Annotated in this window: 17 protein-coding genes; 15 read left to right on the plus strand and 2 right to left on the minus strand. The window is 53.3% G+C overall.

Annotation, left to right across the window (positions count from 1 at the left end; all coding sequences use genetic code 11):
* Window positions 1–37: 37 nt before the first annotated feature.
* The 4 genes from lolB to dauA all read left to right on the plus strand — a co-directional run bounded on the left by lolB (window position 38) and on the right by dauA (window position 4,532).
* Complete coding sequence (lolB, locus tag J4614_RS04075; protein ID WP_138020000.1) at window positions 38–661, plus strand: lipoprotein insertase outer membrane protein LolB; 624 nt, start codon at window positions 38–40, stop codon at window positions 659–661.
* Window positions 658–1,509, plus strand: coding sequence for a 4-(cytidine 5'-diphospho)-2-C-methyl-D-erythritol kinase (ispE, locus tag J4614_RS04080; RefSeq protein WP_138020001.1), 852 nt, complete (start codon window positions 658–660; stop codon window positions 1,507–1,509). The genes lolB and ispE overlap by 4 nt, the downstream gene beginning before the upstream one ends.
* Before the next feature lie 265 nt (window positions 1,510–1,774).
* Window positions 1,775–2,722, plus strand: a complete 948-nt coding sequence (gene prs / locus J4614_RS04085) for a ribose-phosphate diphosphokinase (protein ID WP_001518537.1) — start codon at window positions 1,775–1,777, stop codon at window positions 2,720–2,722.
* Window positions 2,723–2,846: 124 nt separating this feature from the next.
* Window positions 2,847–4,532: a C4-dicarboxylic acid transporter DauA gene (dauA, locus tag J4614_RS04090; protein WP_001037181.1), complete on the plus strand. Its 1,686-nt coding sequence runs from the start codon at window positions 2,847–2,849 to the stop codon at window positions 4,530–4,532.
* A gap of 44 nt (window positions 4,533–4,576) precedes the next feature.
* Here dauA and ychH read toward each other — a convergent pair whose 3' ends face one another.
* Window positions 4,577–4,855 carry a stress-induced protein YchH gene (gene ychH / locus J4614_RS04095; protein WP_000823878.1) on the minus strand — a complete coding sequence of 93 codons (279 nt, stop codon included), beginning with the start codon at window positions 4,853–4,855 and terminating at the stop codon, window positions 4,577–4,579.
* Window positions 4,856–5,130: 275 nt separating this feature from the next.
* Between ychH and pth the strand changes: the two genes are divergently transcribed.
* The gene (pth, locus tag J4614_RS04100; protein ID WP_001538256.1) at window positions 5,131–5,715 is read left to right on the plus strand and encodes an aminoacyl-tRNA hydrolase; all 585 of its coding nucleotides are present in this window, start codon (window positions 5,131–5,133) and stop codon (window positions 5,713–5,715) included.
* A 116-nt stretch (window positions 5,716–5,831) separates the two neighbouring features.
* Window positions 5,832–6,923 carry a redox-regulated ATPase YchF gene (gene ychF, locus J4614_RS04105; RefSeq protein ID WP_000505850.1) on the plus strand — a complete coding sequence of 364 codons (1,092 nt, stop codon included), beginning with the start codon at window positions 5,832–5,834 and terminating at the stop codon, window positions 6,921–6,923.
* A gap of 158 nt (window positions 6,924–7,081) precedes the next feature.
* Here the strand turns inward: ychF and J4614_RS04110 are convergent, their stop codons facing one another.
* Window positions 7,082–8,347 (minus strand): DUF4427 domain-containing protein, encoded by a 1,266-nt coding sequence (locus J4614_RS04110; RefSeq protein ID WP_138020002.1) that lies wholly within the window; start codon window positions 8,345–8,347, stop codon window positions 7,082–7,084.
* Window positions 8,348–8,840: 493 nt separating this feature from the next.
* On the opposite strand from J4614_RS04110, the gene hyaA reads away from it, so the two are divergent.
* From hyaA to cbdX, 9 genes are all read left to right on the plus strand, one after another.
* Window positions 8,841–9,959 (plus strand): hydrogenase 1 small subunit, encoded by a 1,119-nt coding sequence (gene hyaA, locus J4614_RS04115; protein ID WP_001058316.1) that lies wholly within the window; start codon window positions 8,841–8,843, stop codon window positions 9,957–9,959.
* Window positions 9,956–11,749, plus strand: a complete 1,794-nt coding sequence (hyaB, locus tag J4614_RS04120) for a Ni/Fe-hydrogenase large subunit (protein WP_000070982.1) — start codon at window positions 9,956–9,958, stop codon at window positions 11,747–11,749. The genes hyaA and hyaB overlap by 4 nt, the downstream gene beginning before the upstream one ends.
* A gap of 18 nt (window positions 11,750–11,767) precedes the next feature.
* The gene (gene hyaC / locus J4614_RS04125; protein ID WP_000147031.1) at window positions 11,768–12,499 is read left to right on the plus strand and encodes a Ni/Fe-hydrogenase b-type cytochrome subunit; all 732 of its coding nucleotides are present in this window, start codon (window positions 11,768–11,770) and stop codon (window positions 12,497–12,499) included.
* Entirely contained in the window at window positions 12,496–13,092 is a 597-nt protein-coding gene (hyaD, locus tag J4614_RS04130) for a hydrogenase 1 maturation protease (protein ID WP_000993804.1), read from the plus strand. Before hyaC ends, hyaD begins: the two co-directional genes overlap by 4 nt.
* Entirely contained in the window at window positions 13,082–13,486 is a 405-nt protein-coding gene (gene hyaE, locus J4614_RS04135) for a hydrogenase-1 operon protein HyaE (RefSeq protein WP_001262570.1), read from the plus strand. Before hyaD ends, hyaE begins: the two co-directional genes overlap by 11 nt.
* Window positions 13,483–14,331, plus strand: a complete 849-nt coding sequence (locus tag J4614_RS04140) for a hydrogenase expression/formation protein (protein WP_000063367.1) — start codon at window positions 13,483–13,485, stop codon at window positions 14,329–14,331. Before hyaE ends, J4614_RS04140 begins: the two co-directional genes overlap by 4 nt.
* A 74-nt stretch (window positions 14,332–14,405) precedes the next feature.
* Complete coding sequence (gene appC, locus J4614_RS04145) at window positions 14,406–15,950, plus strand: cytochrome bd-II oxidase subunit 1 (protein WP_000263615.1); 1,545 nt, start codon at window positions 14,406–14,408, stop codon at window positions 15,948–15,950.
* Window positions 15,951–15,961: 11 nt separating this feature from the next.
* The gene (gene appB / locus J4614_RS04150; RefSeq protein ID WP_000888110.1) at window positions 15,962–17,098 is read left to right on the plus strand and encodes a cytochrome d ubiquinol oxidase subunit II; all 1,137 of its coding nucleotides are present in this window, start codon (window positions 15,962–15,964) and stop codon (window positions 17,096–17,098) included.
* Between the two features lie 12 nt (window positions 17,099–17,110).
* Window positions 17,111–17,200 (plus strand): cytochrome bd-II oxidase subunit CbdX, encoded by a 90-nt coding sequence (gene cbdX / locus J4614_RS04155; protein WP_000270306.1) that lies wholly within the window; start codon window positions 17,111–17,113, stop codon window positions 17,198–17,200.
* Window positions 17,201–17,270 lie beyond the last annotated feature (70 nt).

Consider the following 17,270-nt stretch of genomic DNA (forward strand, 5'->3'; position numbering starts at 1 on the left):
CAATTATTGCACCGTATCACAAGGATTCGTCATCACTATGACCCTGCCCGATTTTCGCCTGATTCGTCTACTGCCGTTAGCAAGCCTGGTTCTCACCGCCTGTACGCTTCCTGGGCATAAAGGCCCGGGCAAGAGCCCGGATTCCCCTCAGTGGCTCCAGCATCAGCAAGAGGTGCGTCATCTGAATCAATACCAGACGCGCGGCGCCTTTGCTTACATCTCAGATGATCAGAAAGTCTATGCGCGCTTCTTCTGGCAACAGACCGGACAGGATCGCTACCGCCTGCTGCTTACCAACCCGCTGGGCAGCACCGAGCTGGAGCTTAACGCCCAGCCGGGCAACGTCCAGTTGGTGGATAACAAAGGCCAGCGTTATACCGCCGATGACGCCGAAGAGATGATCGGCAAACTCACCGGGATGCCGATTCCGTTAAACAGCCTGCGGCAGTGGATCCTCGGTCTGCCTGGCGATGCCACCGACTACAAACTGGACGACCAGTACCGCCTGAGCGAAGTGAACTATCGCCAGGATGGTAAAAACTGGAAAGTGGTTTACGGTGGCTATGACAACAAAACGCAGCCTGCCATGCCTGCCAATATGGAGCTTTCAGACGGCAGTCAGCGCATTAAGCTGAAAATGGATAACTGGATTGTGAAATGATGACCCATTGGCCTTCTCCGGCAAAATTAAACCTGTTTTTATATATCACCGGACAGCGTGCAGACGGCTACCACACGCTGCAGACGCTGTTTCAGTTTCTGGATTATGGCGACACACTCCACATCGAACCGCGTCACGATGGCGAAATCCATTTATTAACGTCGGTTAACGGCGTTGAAAATGAAGACAATCTGATCGTCCGCGCCGCGCGGCTGTTGATGAAAGTCGCCTCGGAGAGTGGACGCCTGCCCACCGGAAGCGGTGCGGATATCAGCATTGAGAAGCGCCTTCCCATGGGCGGCGGTCTGGGCGGCGGCTCGTCTAACGCCGCGACCGTTCTGGTGGCGCTCAATCATCTTTGGCAATGCGGGCTTTCCATTGATGAACTGGCGACGCTCGGCCTGACGCTCGGCGCGGATGTTCCAGTGTTTGTCCGCGGCCATGCCGCGTTTGCCGAAGGCGTAGGCGAAATATTAACGCCGGTGAATCCGCCGGAAAAATGGTATCTGGTCGCGCACCCTGGCGTAAGCATTCCGACGCCGGTTATCTTTAAAGATCCTCAATTGCCGCGCAATACGCCAAAAAGGTCAATAGATACGTTACTAAAATGTGAATTCAGCAATGATTGCGAGGTTATCGCAAGAAAACGTTTTCGCGAGGTTGATGCGGCGCTTTCCTGGCTGTTAGAATACGCGCCGTCGCGCCTGACTGGGACAGGGGCCTGTGTCTTTGCTGAATTCGATACAGAGTCTTGTGCTCGCCAGGTGCTTGAGCAAGCCCCGGAATGGCTCAATGCTTTTGTGGCGAAGGGTGTCAACCTCTCCCCATTGCATCGAGAGTTACTCTAACGCATTCGGGTTTCAGGAAGATGGCGAAATGACGAGTCGCCGGTCATATATGCCGTATTTGACCGGTGTGAGGCATCGATACCAGCGCACATGAAACGTGAATGAAGACGAGTAAGCCGGGCAAGCTGAGCTTCGGTGACAACGTCACCTTGTTCCAGACGTTGCATCGCGCTCTTTAATACACCGCCTGGATAGGATTTTGCCTGGCCCGCACAGTTTTCGGCAGATTCTTTCCACCAATGGACGCATGCCTGAGGTTCTTCTCGTGCCTGATATGAAGCTTTTTGCTGGTAACGCCACCCCGGAACTAGCACAACGTATTGCCAACCGCCTGTACACTTCTCTCGGCGACGCCGCCGTAGGTCGCTTTAGCGACGGCGAAGTCAGCGTACAAATCAACGAAAATGTACGCGGTGGTGATATTTTCATCATCCAGTCCACTTGTGCCCCAACCAACGACAACCTGATGGAATTGGTCGTTATGGTTGATGCCCTGCGTCGTGCTTCCGCAGGTCGTATCACCGCCGTTATCCCCTACTTTGGCTATGCACGTCAGGACCGTCGCGTACGTTCCGCCCGTGTGCCGATTACCGCAAAAGTTGTCGCTGACTTCCTGTCCAGCGTCGGCGTTGACCGCGTTCTCACCGTAGATCTGCATGCTGAACAGATCCAGGGCTTCTTTGACGTTCCGGTTGATAACGTGTTCGGTAGCCCAATCCTGCTCGAAGATATGCTGCAACTGAATCTGGATAACCCGATCGTGGTTTCTCCGGATATTGGCGGCGTGGTTCGTGCCCGCGCTATCGCTAAGCTGCTGAACGATACCGATATGGCTATCATTGATAAACGTCGTCCGCGCGCGAACGTTTCTCAGGTGATGCACATCATCGGCGACGTCGCTGGCCGTGACTGCGTGCTGGTTGATGATATGATCGATACCGGCGGTACTCTGTGCAAAGCAGCAGAAGCATTGAAAGAACGTGGCGCTAAACGCGTGTTTGCCTACGCGACGCACCCGATCTTCTCAGGCAATGCGGCAAACAACCTGCGCAACTCCGTCATTGATGAAGTCGTTGTCTGCGACACCATTCCGCTGACCGACGAAATCAAAGCGCTGCCGAACGTGCGTACCTTGACCCTGTCAGGTATGCTGGCCGAAGCGATTCGCCGCATCAGCAACGAAGAATCGATTTCCGCCATGTTCGAGCATTGATCGAACCCGGATCTGAAACCCGCTGCGGCGGGTTTTTTTGTCTGTAACACCCTTTTGTATGACTTATGCCTCCTTCACCTGCCATTTAGTTGACAGATGATGCGCTCATGGATGAAACATTATTGTGAACAAATTATTTTCCTCACATGTGATGCCTTTCCGCGCTCTCATCGATGCTTGCTGGAAAGAAAAATATACCGCCTCCCGGTTCACCCGTGATGTGATAGCCGGGATCACCGTCGGGATTATTGCTATCCCGCTGGCGATGGCGCTGGCAATTGGCAGTGGCGTTGCGCCGCAATATGGCCTCTATACCTCCGCTGTCGCCGGGATCGTGATCGCGCTAACCGGCGGCTCGCGCTTTAGCGTTTCCGGCCCTACCGCCGCGTTTGTGGTGATTTTGTATCCGGTATCGCAACAGTTTGGTCTGGCGGGCCTACTGGTCGCCACGCTGATGTCGGGCTTCTTCCTGATCCTTTTCGGCCTGGCGAGACTGGGGCGATTGATTGAATATATCCCGGTGTCGGTCACGTTGGGTTTTACCTCAGGGATTGGTATTACCATCGGTACCATGCAGATTAAAGATTTTCTTGGTCTGCAGATGGCCCATGTGCCAGAGCACTATTTGCAGAAAGTCGGCGCGCTGTTTATGGCGTTGCCCACCGTCAATATTGGCGATGCCGCCATTGGCGTGGTAACGCTGGGAACGTTGATTTTCTGGCCGCGTCTCGGTATTCGTCTGCCAGGACATCTTCCCGCGCTGCTGGCCGGTTGCGCCGTGATGGGGATTGTTAATCTGCTGGGCGGCAATGTGGCGACTATCGGCTCACAGTTCCATTACGTTCTGGCTGACGGCACTCAGGGCAACGGCATCCCGCAGCTCCTGCCGCAACTGATGCTGCCGTGGAGTCTTCCTGGCTCCGATTTCACGCTAAGCTGGGATTCACTGCGCGCGCTGCTGCCAGCGGCCTTCTCGATGGCAATGCTGGGGGCAATCGAATCATTGCTCTGCGCCGTCGTGCTGGACGGCATGACCGGCACCAAACATAAAGCTAACAGCGAACTTATCGGCCAGGGGCTGGGGAATATGGTCGCGCCGTTCTTTGGCGGCATCACCGCCACCGCCGCGATTGCCCGCTCTGCCGCCAACGTCCGCGCTGGCGCGACCTCTCCCATCTCGGCGGTAATTCACGCTATCCTGGTCATTCTGGCGCTACTGGTCTTGGCCCCGCTACTCTCCTGGCTGCCGCTTTCCGCGATGGCGGCGCTACTGCTGATGGTGGCATGGAATATGAGTGAAGCCCATAAAGTGGTGGATCTGTTACGCCATGCGCCGAAAGACGACATTATCGTTATGCTGCTGTGCATGTCATTAACGGTTCTGTTTGATATGGTCATCGCCATCAGCGTGGGGATTGTCCTTGCTTCCCTGCTGTTTATGCGCCGTATTGCGCGAATGACTCGACTTGCGCCGGTCAATGTCGATGTGCCTGATGATGTGCTGGTGCTGCGTGTTATCGGGCCGCTCTTTTTCGCTGCGGCGGAAGGGCTGTTTACCGACCTTGAGTCACGTATTAAGGGCAAACGTATCGTCGTTCTGAAATGGGACGCAGTGCCAGTACTGGATGCAGGCGGGCTTGATGCTTTTCAGCGTTTTGTGAAGCGTCTGCCGGAGGGTTGCGAATTGCGTATCAGTAACCTGGAGTTCCAACCGCTGCGCACAATGGCGCGTGCCGGTATCAAACCTATTCCTGGGCGTCTGACCTTCTTCCCGAACAGGACGGAGGCGTTAGCGGATTTACTCAGTTAATGGACAATGCCCGGTGGCGATAACGCTTACCGGGCCTGAACCGGTTAGCTATGACGACGATTGTCGTTACGGCGGCAACGTTTGTCATAGTGACGTACCCACCAATATTTGTCGCTCACCTGCTCATGCCCCCCTACACGAGCCCCCGCCAGCCAAAGAACTGCACCGACAAAAATGCTCAGTATTGCGCCATGCGCAAAAAATTGCGGCAAATTAAACTGCGGCAGTTGGTTTAAAATAGAGTAACCCACGCCGACAACCATCACGACCAGCCCCAACCCCATCAGCACGTTACCGAATAACGAAGCGTTTTTGCGTTTCATATGTCACCTCCGGAACTTTTGGGTTGTTTTTAGGAAATCCCCCTAAACTTTATGTGTAAAGTATAGACAACACTTTCGTTTGTAAGTGCGGCTGTGATCACAAATGTAAATTTTCATTTAACAAAACTTTACAAATAACACACTGAACAGTTTACATTTTTAATAATCAATGCTGGCAATTATTTAATTTACTTCAGAGTGTCGCTGTGTTTTGTCAAGCGGGCAGACAGACAGTAAACTACGCGCCAGTTATGGATCTACTCAGGACAAAAAACGTGGCAATTAAATTGATTGTTGGTCTGGCGAATCCCGGCGCGGAATATGCCGCGACGCGACACAATGCAGGCGCATGGTACGTCGATTTACTGGCGGAGCGCCTGCGTGCGCCATTGCGTGAAGAGCCTAAATTCTTTGGCTATACCTCACGCATCACGCTGGAAGGGGAAGATGTTCGCCTGCTGGTACCCACCACGTTCATGAACCTCAGTGGTAAAGCAGTTGGCGCAATGGCCAGTTTTTACCGTATTCAGCCGGACGAAATTCTGGTCGCTCACGACGAGCTGGATCTCCCTCCGGGCGTCGCGAAATTTAAACTTGGCGGCGGCCACGGCGGCCACAATGGTCTGAAAGACATCATCAGCAAGCTGGGCAATAATCCCAACTTTCACCGCTTACGCGTTGGAATTGGTCATCCAGGCGATAAAAATAAAGTTGTTGGTTTCGTGCTGGGTAACCCCCCTGTTTCTGAACAAAAATTAATTGATGAGGCCATTGACGAAGCGGCACGCTGTACGGAATTGTGGTTCAAAGAGGGTCTGGCCAAAGCAACAAGCCGTTTGCATACCTTTAAGGCGCAATAACCAGTGATGTGCGGCATTTTTGCCGCACGCCGTGTATAATAGGCGAAGTTATTTCCATTTCTGCAATCTGTTTTCTATAACAGGTTGATTATTAAGATATTAAGGTGAGTTAAATCATGGGATTCAAATGCGGTATCGTCGGTCTGCCCAACGTCGGGAAATCCACCCTGTTCAACGCGCTGACAAAAGCCGGTATTGAAGCGGCAAACTTTCCGTTCTGCACTATCGAACCGAATACCGGTGTCGTGCCGATGCCCGATCCGCGTCTGGACCAGTTGGCTGAGATTGTTAAACCGCAACGCATTCTACCAACCACGATGGAGTTCGTGGATATCGCCGGTCTGGTGAAAGGCGCGTCCAAAGGCGAAGGGTTGGGTAACCAGTTCCTGACCAATATCCGTGAAACCGAAGCTATCGGTCACGTGGTTCGCTGCTTTGAGAACGACAATATCATCCACGTGGCGGGTAAAGTAAATCCGGCAGAAGATATTGATGTTATCAATACCGAACTGGCGCTGGCTGACCTCGATACCTGCGAGCGCGCTATCCATCGCGTACAGAAGAAAGCCAAAGGCGGCGATAAAGACGCCAAAGCGGAACTGGCCGCGCTGGAAAAATGCCTGCCGCACCTGGCCGAAGCGGGGATGCTGCGTTCGCTGGACCTGACGGACGAAGATAAAGCGGCTATCCGTTATTTAAGCTTCCTGACGCTGAAGCCGACGATGTATATCGCTAACGTCAATGAAGACGGTTTTGAAAATAACCCGTATCTCGACCAGGTTCGCGAAATCGCCGCCAAAGAAGGTTCGGTCGTGGTTCCGGTGTGTGCCGCCGTCGAAGCTGATATTGCTGAGCTGGATGATGACGAGCGCGACGAATTTATGGCTGAACTGGGTCTGGAAGAACCGGGGCTGAACCGCGTTATTCGCGCAGGTTATCGCCTGCTGAACCTCCAGACCTACTTTACCGCCGGGGTGAAAGAAGTTCGCGCATGGACCATTCCGGTTGGCGCAACCGCGCCGCAGGCGGCAGGTAAAATCCATACCGACTTCGAAAAAGGCTTTATCCGCGCCCAAACTATCGCCTTTGACGACTTTATTACCTATAAAGGTGAACAAGGCGCGAAAGAAGCCGGTAAGATGCGAGCGGAAGGCAAAGATTACATCGTTAAAGATGGCGATATAATGAACTTCCTGTTCAACGTCTAAATAACATTTGTTGTCTCATGAGGTTTCATTGAACCTCATGAGAGGCAAAGAAAGTCATAAAATCCACGCAGCCGCGTGGATTTTTTATTTCATAATATCTCAACTCATGCTGACAGGCTCAATTAACGCAGAGCTAACAGGGTAAGTTCTTTTCTTAATTACCAGTCGACATTCACTGTATGATTATAAAAAGGGTGCTGGTCCTTTAGCGGCGTCTCATAACTTGGGATCGCATCATAATGATCTTTTCCCTGAACGGAGTACCCTCCCGCCTCGATATTAAAACGATGTTTCAGCCATCCCGCAACATGACTTGCGAAAGCTTGTTTCCTTCCTAATGGCCAATCGACAAAAGCCAAATTAACATCTAATAAGTACCGCCCTTCTTTATTAACCTCGATCATTCCAGCCTGCAGTAACGCCCGTACCACCTGGGATTGGTTATCATGAATCCAGACCCAGGCATTTCCAAATTCCATTGCATAACTATCATTTAAAAAATCTTTTTTTGAATATAATTCATTTACATAATCATTGATAGAACCAGCATAATTTTTTACTTTAGATGCAGATAAATCAAAAAAAGATTCAAATCCGAAAGTATTATCATTAATACAAGACAGTAACGCGCCCGGTTCCGAGAGCTGGGTCCATGATTGTAAACTCTCTACAGCTATAATGAATTTGAAAGTATTTCTTCCAATGATACCCCGGTCAATTAAAGTTAAAATATCGTGAGCTACGGTAGGGATATCTTCTGCAAACGGGACGATTATTCCCGCACCATTTATTTCGCTTGATTTAAAATCAAACCCTGGGGTATTTTCAATGTCTTCCGGAATACCATACTCTTTAATATGATTAAGGAAATTTTTAATATCGCCACGATATGGCCATCGCCATTCGCGTTCATGTGTCCAGTCAACCTTACCTGGAACATAAGTAACATATCTATATTGTTCAATCAAAGGAAGAACCGTTTCATCAAGAATACGTTCCCCGTTTCTGCCTTGCGAGTATCGAGCATTGTTATGCTGATCTAACCCATATATGACTGGCCTTGCCCCATAATTAAACATTTGCTCTTTAGGTAAAACGATTGCATATAAACCGATTTTTTCATTTCGTTCTAATCGGCGAACACCAGTTTCTAAATAAGCTGCAATCGGCATATCTGTAAAGCATACCACCGGGGAGTCGCCATATACGGTTCGTTGCCCATTTCGGTATGACCAGGAAGAGAAAATTTTATGACTGCGTAAAGATAATCTAAGTAAATATTTAGCATCAATGAAACATGCGTGATGCTGATTATTAAAACCACAGTGCTCAGGCAAATAAATATGGCTACCGGTCTCTAAATCAACGTCCCGAAAAAAATGAATCAAATAATCGGACAAGTCAAATCTGATGTTATTTTTCATGGGACGCCCTCTTTCAAACAGTCTCTTTTTTGCATTCCTTTAAAACCAGCACCACCATTTTATATAAAAATCATCACGAAGTATGCTTCTTTTAACGATGACATCAAATCCTCCCTCCTTTTGCATCAACTTACGTATCCCTGAAATGGCGAGACCAGGCTAAATCTACCCGAGGTCACTCGCTGAAACCTCATCCTGGAACAAGCTCAACCGTCCTTCCCCGCCACGGCCCTTTCGCCGAAAAACCGATAATGGGTATAAATATACCGCTATAAGCTATACCCACACACTTCACATTGTTTCTTATCGTTAATCCGATACGCTTTTTTCACATTATTTCTGGCGATATACGCCGGTGCAAAGTGAATCGGGCTCGTTTCCGCGCTCGCGCGTAACACAATGATTTGCCTTGCTGGCGGAACGTCAACGGACCCGCAAAAGCGCCTTATGCCCCTGGCGGAGCGTGGTGCAAAAAGGAGAAAAAATACGCGTTATGAATAACGAGGAGACCTTTTATCAAGCCATGCGTCGTAAGGGAGTGACCCGACGCAGCTTTCTCAAATTCTGTAGCCTTGCCGCCACATCGCTGGGACTGAGCGCCGGAATGACGCCAAAGATCGCCTGGGCGCTGGAGAATAAACCGCGGATTCCGGTGGTCTGGATTCATGGACTGGAATGCACCTGCTGTACCGAATCCTTTATCCGTTCCTCGCACCCGCTAGCCAAAGATGTGATCCTCTCGCTGATTTCCCTCGATTATGACGACACCCTGATGGCCGCCGCCGGCGCACAGGCCGAAGAAGTCTTTGACGATATTACCACTCGCTACGCCGGGAAATACATTCTGGCGGTGGAAGGCAATCCACCGTTAGGAGAACAAGGGATGTTCTGTATCAGCGGCGGTCGCCCGTTTATTGAAAAACTGAAGAAAGCCGCCGCGGGCGCCAGCGCTATTATTGCCTGGGGAAACTGCGCTTCCTGGGGTTGCGTCCAGGCCGCCCGCCCCAATCCGACCCAGGCAACGCCTATCGATAAAGTGATCACCGACAAGCCGATCGTGAAGGTCCCTGGATGTCCGCCAATCCCGGATGTCATGAGCGCCATTATCACCTATATGGTGACGTTTGATCGTCTGCCGGAACTCGATCGCATGGGCCGTCCACTAATGTTCTACGGTCAGCGTATCCACGATAAATGCTACCGCCGCGCCCATTTTGACGCCGGTGAATTTGTCGAGAGCTGGGATGATGACGCCGCCCGCAAGGGATACTGCCTGTACAAGATGGGCTGTAAAGGACCAACCACCTATAACGCCTGCTCCTCCACACGCTGGAATGACGGCGTCTCCTTTCCTATCCAGTCCGGTCACGGATGTCTGGGATGTTCAGAAAATGGTTTCTGGGATCGCGGCTCGTTTTATAGCCGCGTGGTGGATATTCCCCAGATGGGTACCCATTCAACCGCCGATACGGTGGGGCTGACCGCGCTGGGCGTGGTCGCGGCGGGCGTTGGCGGTCACGCTGTCGCCAGCGCGCTCAACCAACGTAAACGCCACAAACAACAGTTAGCGCAAGCCGAACAACAGCCGGACAATGAGGATAAACAGGCATGAGTAACCAGTATCAAACCCAGGGTTATACCGTTAACGACGCCGGCCGTCGTCTGATCGTGGACCCGATTACCCGCATCGAAGGGCATATGCGCTGCGAAGTGAACATTGATGAGCAAAACGTCATTACCAATGCCGTTTCCTGCGGCACGATGTTCCGCGGGCTGGAGATCATTCTGCAAGGCCGTGACCCGCGTGACGCCTGGGCGTTTGTTGAACGTATTTGTGGTGTCTGTACCGGGGTACATGCTCTGGCATCGGTGTACGCTATCGAAGATGCGATTGGTATCCAGGTGCCGGATAACGCCAATATTATACGTAACATCATGCTGGCTACGTTGTGGTGTCACGATCATCTGGTCCATTTTTATCAGTTAGCCGGCATGGACTGGATTGATGTTCTGAATGCGCTGAAAGCCGATCCGCGCGCCACCTCGCAGTTGGCGCAAAGCCTTTCCGCCTGGCCGATGTCATCGCCGGGCTACTTCTTTGACGTACAAAATCGATTGAAGAAATTTGTCGATGGCGGCCAGCTTGGGATATTCCGTAACGGCTATTGGGGACATCCACAGTACAAACTGTCGCCAGAGGCTAATCTGATGGGTTTTGCCCACTATCTTGAAGCCCTCGACTTCCAACGCGAGATCGTCAAAATCCATACCATATTTGGCGGTAAGAACCCCCATCCTAACTGGATCGTCGGCGGGATGCCGTGCGCGATCAATCTCGATCAAAGCGGCGCGGTCGGGGCTATCAATATGGAGCGCCTCAACCTGGTGCAGTCGATCATCACCCGCACCGCCGACTTCATTAACAACGTGATGGTTCCGGACGCGCTGGCTATCGGCCAGTTCAATAAAGCATGGAGTCAAATTGGCACCGGTCTGTCGGATAAATGCGTGCTGAGTTACGGCGCATTTCCGGACATTGCCAACGACTTCAGCCAGCAAAGCCTGTTAATGCCGGGCGGCGCGGTGGTCAATGGCGATTTTAAAAATGTCATGCCGGTAGATTTGGCCGATCCGCAGCAGATACAGGAGTTTGTGGATCACGCCTGGTACCGCTATCCGGACGATCGGCTGGGTCGTCATCCTTTTGACGGCATTACCGATCCCTGGTACAACCCGGGTGATGTCAAAGGCAGCGATACGCATATCCAGCAGCTCAACGAGCAGGAACGTTACTCCTGGATTAAAGCGCCGCGCTGGCGGGGTCATGCCATGGAAGTCGGCCCGCTTGCCCGAACGCTTATCGCGTACCACAAAGGGGATGCCGCCACCATAGAGTCGGTAGATCGCATGATGTCCGCCCTTAAACTGCCGCTCTCCGGTATCCAGTCTACGCTTGGTCGTATTTTATGCCGCGCGCACGAAGCGCAATGGGCCGTCGGTAAGCTGCAGTATTTTTTCGACAGGCTTATGACCAACCTGAAAAACGGCGACCTGGCCACCGCCAATACCGAGAAATGGGAACCGGCCAGTTGGCCGCAGCACTGCCGCGGCATCGGTTTTACCGAAGCGCCTCGCGGAGCGTTGGGACACTGGGCGTCAATACGCGATCAGAAGATTGAACTCTATCAGTGCGTGGTTCCCACCACCTGGAACGCCAGCCCGCGCGATCCTAAAAAACAGATCGGCGCCTATGAAGCGGCATTGATGGGAACGCAAATGGCGATTCCCGACCAACCGTTAGAAATCCTGAGGACGCTGCACAGCTTCGACCCCTGCCTCGCCTGTTCAACCCACGTGCTCGGCGACGACGGCAGCGAACTGATTGCCGTCCAGGTACGCTAAGCGTTAAGGAAAAGAACGATGACTGGAAAGCTATCTCCACGCGTCGGGGAGGCGCGTGATACTGCCGTCAGCCACTATGTGTTTGAAGCGCCGGTACGCCTGTGGCACTGGCTAACGGTGGCCTGCATGTTGGTACTGATGGTAACAGGCTACTTCATTGGCCGACCGCTGCCGTCGGTGAGTGGCGAGGCGACCTATCTGTTTTACATGGGCTATATCCGGCTGATCCACTTTGCCGCCGCGATGATCTTTACCGTGTTACTGCTGGGGCGAATTTATTGGGCCTGTGTCGGCAACCGCTATTCGCGAGAGCTGTTTATCGTCCCGGTCTGGCGTCGCAGTTGGTGGCAAGGCGCTTTCTCCGTGGTCCGCTGGTATCTGTTTCTGGAGAAAAAACCGGGGAGCGACATCGGGCATAACCCTGTCGCGCAGGCCGCGATGTTCGGCTATTTCCTGTTATCGGTATTTATGATCCTCACCGGTTTCGCTCTGTTTGGCGAGCATAGCCAGTACGCCATCTTTGCGCCGTTCCGCTATGTAGTTGAATTTTTCTACTGGACCGGCGGCAACTCCATCGATATTCACAGTTGGCACCGACTGGGCATGTGGCTGATCGCCGCCTTCATCGTCGGGCACGTTTACCTCGCTATCCGGGAAGACATTATGTCCGACGATACGGTGATCTCCACCATGATCAATGGCTATCGCAGCCACAAATTCCCCAAACCGCACGACAAGGAGCCCTCATGAATGCGCAACGCGTAGTGGTGATGGGGTTAGGAAACCTGCTGTGGGCCGATGAAGGATTCGGTATCCGGGTCGCGGAGCGTTTGTATGCCCGATATCACTGGCCTGAAGAGGTAGAAATTGTGGACGGCGGTACGCAAGGGCTAAACCTGTTAGGTTATGTAGAGCAAGCCAGCCATCTCCTGCTCCTTGACGCGATCGATTATGGCCTGGCGCCGGGCAGCCTGCGAACCTATGCCGGCGAGAAAATCCCCGCGTATCTCAGCGCCAAAAAAATGAGCCTGCATCAAAACAGTTTTTCCGAAGTTCTGGCGCTGGCCGACATCCGCGGGCATCTGCCCTGTCACATTGCGCTGGTCGGCCTGCAACCGGCGCTACTGGACGACTACGGCGGTAGCCTGAGCGAAATAGCTCGCAGCCAGCTACCGGCGGCGGAACAGGCCGCCCTGGAGCAACTGGCCGCCTGGGGGATCGTACCGCAGGCAAACGAGGTCGCACGCTGCCTGAACTATAAATGCCTGTCGATGGAAAATTATGAGGGAGTGCGCATACGTCAGTATCAGACACGTCTGGAGGGCAAAAGAAGTGGCGAATGACACCCCGTTCTCTGCGCTATGGCAACGCCTGTTAACCCGGGGATGGCAACCGGTAGAGGCTTCCACGGTAGACGACTGGATCAAACTGGTTGGAGATGGCGTCATCCTGTTAAGTAGCGATCCGCGGCGTACGCCGGAAGTCAGCGATAACCCGGTGATGATTGCCGAACTCCTGCGTGAGTTCCCGCAGTTTGACTGGCAGGTGGCGGTGGCCGACCTTGAACAAAGCGAAGCTATCGGCGATCGCTTTAATGTTCGTCGGTTTCCGGCGACGTTGGTTTTTACAGACGGCGAGTTACGCGGCGCGCTCAGCGGCATTCATCCCTGGGCTGAACTGCTCACGCTGATGCGTTCGATGGTTGACACTCCCGCAGCGCAGGAGACAGCACAATGAGCAACGCCTTTTTTCATCTGCTGGGGCCAGGTACGCAGCCTGATGACGCCAGTTTCTCGATGAATCCCTTACCGCTCACCTGTCAGGTCAATGGCGACCCAAGTATGGCGGCGCTGGAGCGCTGCGCTCACAGCCCGGCGGTGATGGCATTGTTGACCGATCTGCGAGGTCAGCTTGCCCGGTGCATTCCGGAAGTCGGCGACGTGCTGGGATGGGAGTTATCTCCCCTGAATGCCGATGATCTCTCATTCCTCAATACGTTATTGGGCGAAGGCGAAGTCTCGGTACGCATTCAGCATCCGGACGGGAGTGAAAGCGAGATCCAGGAGACCATCTTCTGCGGCCTGTGGCGGGTACGCCATCTGCATAACCGACGCCTGCTGACGGATCGTCTGGAAGCGGGTAGCGCGCCCCTGACATTGTGGCAAGCGGCGACTGCCGATACGCTGCCTGACGACTCTCTGCTGCCTCCGCCTGTCGCTGGCCTGATGAATGGACTGCCGCTGGCCCATGAGTTATTGGCGCACGTACGCGATCCGGCGTTGCAACCTCACAGCATCAATTTGACCCAACTGCCACTCAGCGAGGCCGATCGTCTTTTTCTGGCGCGTTTATGCGGACACGGGAACATCCAAATTCGCATCTCCGGGTATGGCGAAAGCCAAATCAACGCCACAGCATTGCGCCATCTCTGGCATGTGCGCTGTCTGGACGCCCTTAAAGGGCCGTTGCTCGATAGCTATGAGATTTGTCCTTTGCCGGAGCTGGTACTGGCGGCCCCGGAAGATCTGGCCGATTCGCGCCAGCGCCTGGATGAAGTCTGCCGATGGCTGGAGACGCGCTAACGCTCTCAACAGGAACGTCACCGGTGTCCGGTACTGATTAGCTTTTTACTCTCTTTCTGCCTACAGGAGTTAGCATGTGGGATGTCATTGACTTATCGCGCTGGCAGTTTGCGCTGACCGCGCTGTATCACTTTTTATTTGTTCCTCTTACGCTTGGGCTGATTTTTTTGCTGGCCGTCATGGAGACGATCTATGTGGTGACGGGGAAAACCGTCTACCGCGATATGACGCGTTTCTGGGGCAAGCTCTTCGGGATCAATTTTGCTCTCGGTGTGGCTACCGGCCTGACCATGGAGTTTCAGTTCGGGACTAACTGGTCGCTCTATTCCAACTATGTGGGCGATATTTTCGGCGCGCCGCTGGCGATGGAAGCGTTACTGGCCTTCTTTCTCGAATCCACTTTTGTCGGCCTGTTCTTTTTCGGCTGGCAGCGGCTGAATAAATACCAACACCTGCTGGTCACCTGGCTGGTGGCCTTCGGCTCCAATATTTCAGCATTATGGATTCTGAATGCCAATGGCTGGATGCAGTATCCTACCGGCGCTCATTTCAACATCGATACGTTACGGATGGAAATGAGCAGCTTCAGCGATCTGGTCTTTAACCCGGTGAGCCAGGTGAAATTCGTCCATACCGTCATGTCCGGTTATGTCACCGGCGCCATGTTTATTATGTCCATCAGCGCCTGGTATCTGCTACGTGGCCGCGAGCGTGAAGTGGCCTTGCGCTCGTTTGCTATCGGCTCAGTATTCGGCACCCTGGCCATTCTGGGAACCCTGCAACTGGGGGACAGTTCGGCCTACGAGGTCGCCCAAATTCAGCCGGTGAAACTGGCGGCGATGGAAGGCGAATGGCAAACCGAACCCGCGCCCGCGCCGTTTCATCTGATTGCCTGGCCGCAGCAGGAACAGGAGCGTAATGCGTTTGCCGTGAAGATCCCCGCTCTGCTGGGTATTCTGGCCACCCATTCGCTGGATACGCCGGTTCCGGGGTTAAAAAACCTGATGGACGACACTCTGCCGCGCCTGAAGCGTGGCCGGGAGGCCTGGCTACTCATGCAGGAGATAGCGCAAGGCAATCGCTCGCCGCAGGTACTGAATGCGTTTCACGCCGTTGAGGGCGATCTGGGGTACGGCATTCTGCTGGCGAAATATGCCCCGGATATGAACCATGTGACGCCGGAGCAGTATCGTGCGGCCCAGCGTGGCGCTATTCCTCAGGTGGCGCCGGTGTTCTGGAGTTTCCGTATTATGGTCGGCTGCGGTTCGCTGCTGTTAGTGGTGATGTTGATTGCGTTGATACAGACGCTACGAATGCGTATCGACCAGCATCGCTGGGTATTGCGTATGACGCTCTGGAGCCTGCCGTTACCGTGGATTGCCATTGAAGCCGGTTGGTTTATGACGGAGTTTGGCCGTCAGCCCTGGGCGATTCAGGACATTCTGCCGACCTGGTACGCTCACTCCGCGCTGACGCCGGGCCAGTTGGCCTTCTCAATGGGACTTATCCTCGGACTTTACACCCTGTTTTTAATCGCGGAAGTCTATCTGATGCAGAAGTACGCGCGTCTTGGGCCAAGCGCCATGCAACATCAACAACAAGCGCAACAACAGGGATAAAGGAGACAATCATGTTGGATTATGAAACGTTGCGGTTCATTTGGTGGCTGCTGATCGGCGTCATCCTGGTAGCATTTATGGTAACTGACGGGTTTGATATGGGTGTCGGTTGCCTGCTCCCGCTGATAGCGCGCAACGATGACGAACGCCGGGTGTTGATCAATAGCGTCGGCGCCCACTGGGAAGGAAACCAGGTATGGTTGATTCTCGCGGGCGGGGCATTATTCGCCGCCTGGCCACGGGTCTATGCCGCCGCGTTTTCCGGTTTTTATGTGGCGATGATCCTGGTGCTGTGTGCCCTCTTCTTTCGCCCGCTGGCCTTTGATTATCGGGGAAAAATCGCCAATGCCCGCTGGCGCGCGCTGTGGGATACCGGTCTGGTTATCGGCAGCCTGGTTCCCCCAGTCGTATTCGGTATCGCGTTCGGCAACCTGTTTTTAGGCGTGCCGTTTGCCTTCACGCCGCAGCTTCATGTTGACTATTTTGGCACCTTCTGGCAGTTACTCTCGCCCTTTGCCCTACTGTGTGGATTATTGAGTCTGTCGTTGGTGATTATGCAAGGAGGCGTCTGGTTACAGTTGAAAACGGAGGGCGTTATTCGTCAACGGGCTCTGTCGGCCACCCGCCACAGCGCGCTGCTGATCGTGATCTGCTTCCTGCTGGCCGGTTACTGGCTGTGGGCCGGCGTTGATGGCTTTGTCTTACTCACGCAAGATGCCAACGGCCCTTCCAATCCGCTCTTAAAAGGCGTGGCGATACTCCCTGGCGCATGGATGAACCACTTTATACGCTCGCCGCTACTGCTCATCATCCCGTTGCTCGGTATGATCCTGCCGATTCTGGCTTTCTATGCCTGCCTTCGCGGTCAGACTATTCGTGGATTTCTGTTCGCTTCCCTGACCCAGGCCTGCGTCATCTTTACCGCCGGCATAACGCTATTTCCTTTTGTGATGCCGTCGAGTGTTAGTCCTCTCTCCAGCCTGACGGTGTGGGACAGCACCTCCAGCCAGATGACGCTCGAAATCATGCTGGTGATTGTGCTGATTTTTCTGCCGATCGTACTGCTCTATACGCTGTGGAGCTATTACAAAATGTTGGGGCGTATCAACCTGGAGACCCTCCGCCGCAACGATCATGAACTTTATTAGGGAGCGGAAGCGATGTGGTATTTACTGTGGTTTGTCGGCATTCTGCTGATGTGCTCACTGTCGACACTGGTGTTGGTATGGCTTGAGTCGCGTCAACAATAAAGAGGTAAACCGGGGTCAGCGCCGTCTGACTCCGGTTATTTTTATCTTTTTACGCGCCTGGTGAAGACGT

It is taken from the genome of Salmonella sp. 32031103-2018-00083-FB-01-SM-01 (assembly GCF_017571995.1).
GTDB classification, from domain to species: Bacteria; Pseudomonadota; Gammaproteobacteria; order Enterobacterales; family Enterobacteriaceae; genus Salmonella; species Salmonella enterica.

Coding starts and splice junctions, on each gene's coding strand:
- lolB (WP_138020000.1), top strand. CDS start 38: ATGACCCTGCCCGATTTTCGCCTGATTCGTCTACTGCCGTTAGCAAGC.
- ispE (WP_138020001.1), top strand. CDS start 658: ATGATGACCCATTGGCCTTCTCCGGCAAAATTAAACCTGTTTTTATAT.
- ychH (WP_000823878.1), bottom strand. CDS start 4,855: ATGAAACGCAAAAACGCTTCGTTATTCGGTAACGTGCTGATGGGGTTG.
- ychF (WP_000505850.1), top strand. CDS start 5,832: ATGGGATTCAAATGCGGTATCGTCGGTCTGCCCAACGTCGGGAAATCC.
- J4614_RS04110 (WP_138020002.1), bottom strand. CDS start 8,347: ATGAAAAATAACATCAGATTTGACTTGTCCGATTATTTGATTCATTTT.
- hyaA (WP_001058316.1), top strand. CDS start 8,841: ATGAATAACGAGGAGACCTTTTATCAAGCCATGCGTCGTAAGGGAGTG.
- hyaB (WP_000070982.1), top strand. CDS start 9,956: ATGAGTAACCAGTATCAAACCCAGGGTTATACCGTTAACGACGCCGGC.
- hyaC (WP_000147031.1), top strand. CDS start 11,768: ATGACTGGAAAGCTATCTCCACGCGTCGGGGAGGCGCGTGATACTGCC.
- hyaD (WP_000993804.1), top strand. CDS start 12,496: ATGAATGCGCAACGCGTAGTGGTGATGGGGTTAGGAAACCTGCTGTGG.
- J4614_RS04140 (WP_000063367.1), top strand. CDS start 13,483: ATGAGCAACGCCTTTTTTCATCTGCTGGGGCCAGGTACGCAGCCTGAT.
- appC (WP_000263615.1), top strand. CDS start 14,406: ATGTGGGATGTCATTGACTTATCGCGCTGGCAGTTTGCGCTGACCGCG.
- appB (WP_000888110.1), top strand. CDS start 15,962: ATGTTGGATTATGAAACGTTGCGGTTCATTTGGTGGCTGCTGATCGGC.
- cbdX (WP_000270306.1), top strand. CDS start 17,111: ATGTGGTATTTACTGTGGTTTGTCGGCATTCTGCTGATGTGCTCACTG.